The organism is Candidatus Phytoplasma gossypii (assembly GCF_030586975.1).
Lineage (GTDB): Bacteria > Bacillota_I > Bacilli_A > Acholeplasmatales > Acholeplasmataceae > Phytoplasma > Phytoplasma citri.
Window position 1 is genome coordinate 1 of sequence record NZ_JAOSIT010000048.1, and the last position, 2,884, is coordinate 2,884.

The window sequence follows — 2,884 nt, forward strand, 5'->3', positions numbered from 1 at the left end:
TATTATGGGCTCTAGCTACAATTTTAACATCTATTACTGCAACAGCCCCTACAGGAACTTCTCCTTTTTCAAAAGCTTTTTGCGCTTCCTGAAAAGCTTCTTTCATAAACCAAAAATGTTTTTTTTTTTTTTTAAAGAAAAAATGTTAATTTAATAACCAAAATTATTTTAATTTCATAAAATATTTTTTGTTTGGAAAGATAGACAATTATTAACTTAATTTTAGTCTTAAAGTATAATTTTTAAATCAAAAGTTTTCTAAAAAAAGGAACAGTTCAATCGCGCCCCATATCAAATTGAAAAATAATATTTGACTATTCTTTAGATAAAGAAAAATAATTAATAGCATTTTTTTTAATGCCAGATTTTTGTCTAAAAAATATAGTTAAAATAATTTTTTCCACAACAACAAAACCTTTTCCAAAGACATTATGTTTTATTTTATCTCCTACTTTATAAATAGAAATATTTTTATTTTTTCTCTTTTTTTCATTAAAATTATGATTTAATTAAGATAATTTCATTTCTTTTAAAAAAACAACAGAATTTAAAAATATTTTCTTTCCATTTAAAAATCTAACATTAGAACTTGTAATATATAATATTTCTTTAGCTCTTGTTATAGCTACATAAGCGATTCTTCTTTCTTCTTTATCAATATAATTTGTATTTTTATCTTGAATAAAAAATTCCCTTTCAAATCCTATAATAAAAACAACTTTAAATTCTAACCCTTTTACTTTATGAATAGTAGACATAAGAACTTTATTTTTATTATTTTGATGGTTATTATCTTCTAATAAAGTTATTTTATTTAGCAAAATATTTAGTTTTTCCCAGAAATTTCCTTCTTTTTGTTCTTTATTTTCTGCAATAAAAATTTTTTGTAAATTATCTAATTTATCTAAAATATCATTTTGTGTTTCAGAATCATTATCAACAATTTTTTTTTTCTTTTTAGATAATATTATTTCTGAATATTTAATTTCTTTATCAATTAAAAAAATAATATTATCTAAACTACATTTTTTTTCGTTAGAAATCAAATTTTTAAGATTTTGAAATATATTTTGAAAATTATTAATTTTATTTTTTATTTTATCTTGTTCAGATAAATAATTCATAGCTTCAAACAAAGAAACCTTTTTTTCATGAGCAATTATTTCTAATTTTTTAATTGTTTGTTTTCCTATTTGTCTAGGAGGAGTGTTAATGATTCTTTTTAAATCAATATCACTTCCAGGAAAAATAAGTAATCTTAAATAAGATATAAAATCTTTAATTTCTTTTTTTTGATATAAAGAAAAATCATTTTTTATAAAATAAGAGATATTGTTTATAATAAAAGAATGCTCAATGTTTTTGTATAGTTTATTTACTCTATATAAAATAGTTATATCTGAATAATTGTAATTGTGTCGAAATACTAATTCTTTAATCTGGTAAGAAATAAATTCAGATTCTTCATCTTCATTGTTAAATTCATTATAAATAACTTCTCTTCCATAAGAAGAATCATTTTTCAAAACATTTTGAAAATGATTACCTTTTTGATCATAATTATAACTAATTAAAAGATTGGCTTTATCTAAAATATTTTTTGTAGAACGATAATTATAATCTAAACACAGCTTTTTAGATTTGAAATCTCGCAAAAATAATTCATTACATAAATTATCAGCACCTCTGAAACTATATATATTTTGATTCGGATCGCCAACAGCAAAAATAAAATTATTTTGCCCTATTATTTTTATTATTTGATATTGAATCAAATCAATATCTTGAAATTCATCTATCAAAATATGAGTAAATTTTTTTTTATAAAAAGAAGAAACTGAAGAATTGTTTTTTAATAATCGATAAGTATAAATTATTAAATCATCAAAATCTAAAAAATTACTTTTTTTTAAAAAAAGTTCATATGAATGAAAAATTTTTTTTTCCTCACGCGAATAAAGATCTAGATTATATTTTTGATCATAAGTAAACAATTTGTCATTTTGTATAACTCCATCTAATTCATTTAAAATTTGTTTTTTTATTTTCGCATTTTTAAAATGAGAACAATTTTTTTTTAGTTGAATGGAATTATATTTATTTTTATCTAATTCTAATTCTTTGATTGAATTTTTAATAATTTTAATTCCTTCTTTTTCATCAATAATATGAAAAAAATTATTAACAACATCTAAATTTAGCTCATTAATATCTTTTTGTAAAATTAAATTTAGCTCATTAATATCTTTTTTTAAAATTAAATTTAGCTCATTAATATCTTTTTTTAAAATTTTAAAACCTAAAGAATGAAAAGTAGAAATTGTTAAATGACCAAAAATATCTTTAGTAAATTTTTTTTGTAACCTTTCTTTCATTTCTTTAGCAGCGTTATTTGTAAAAGTAATTGCTAAAATGTTTGCTGGATTTATATTTAATTCATTCAATAAATAAATTATCCTATTTGTTAAAGTAGTTGTTTTTCCAGTTCCTGCTCCTGCATGAAGATAAATAGCTTTTTCTTCAGATAAAACAGCTTTTAATTGTTTTTTATTTAAATTATGCAACCATTTTGTTTTCATTTTTTAAAAAAACTTTCTATAATATATAACAAGTTTTATTATTTTTGTACTAGACAAAAACATATTTATTTATTGTTATTGTATTATTATAAATTTATTTAATAAAAAAGCAATTTTTAATTTGATCTTGATTAAGTTATCTGATTGTGTAATGGATAATTTTGTAAATAATTAAGCAGACTTTGATAATTAAGTTTTTTGATAGGCCATTTGTGATTATAAAAACTTTTAAAAGTTTGAATTTTTTTAATTATTTCCGTAAAAGAATAGTGATACCAATCTCCATAACGACTTTTAAACCACCC

Annotated in this window: 1 protein-coding gene and 1 pseudogene; both read right to left on the minus strand. The window is 19.7% G+C overall.

Translation table 11 applies throughout. The annotated features are described in order from the left end of the window. Positions 1-112 (minus strand): annotated as a pseudogene (locus OC698_RS02825) (nucleoside deaminase); the annotation flags it as partial. A 397-nt stretch (positions 113-509) separates the two neighbouring features. Next, positions 510-2,579, minus strand: coding sequence for an ATP-dependent helicase (locus OC698_RS02830; protein WP_304513186.1), 2,070 nt, complete (start codon positions 2,577-2,579; stop codon positions 510-512). Positions 2,580-2,884: the final 305 nt, after the last annotated feature.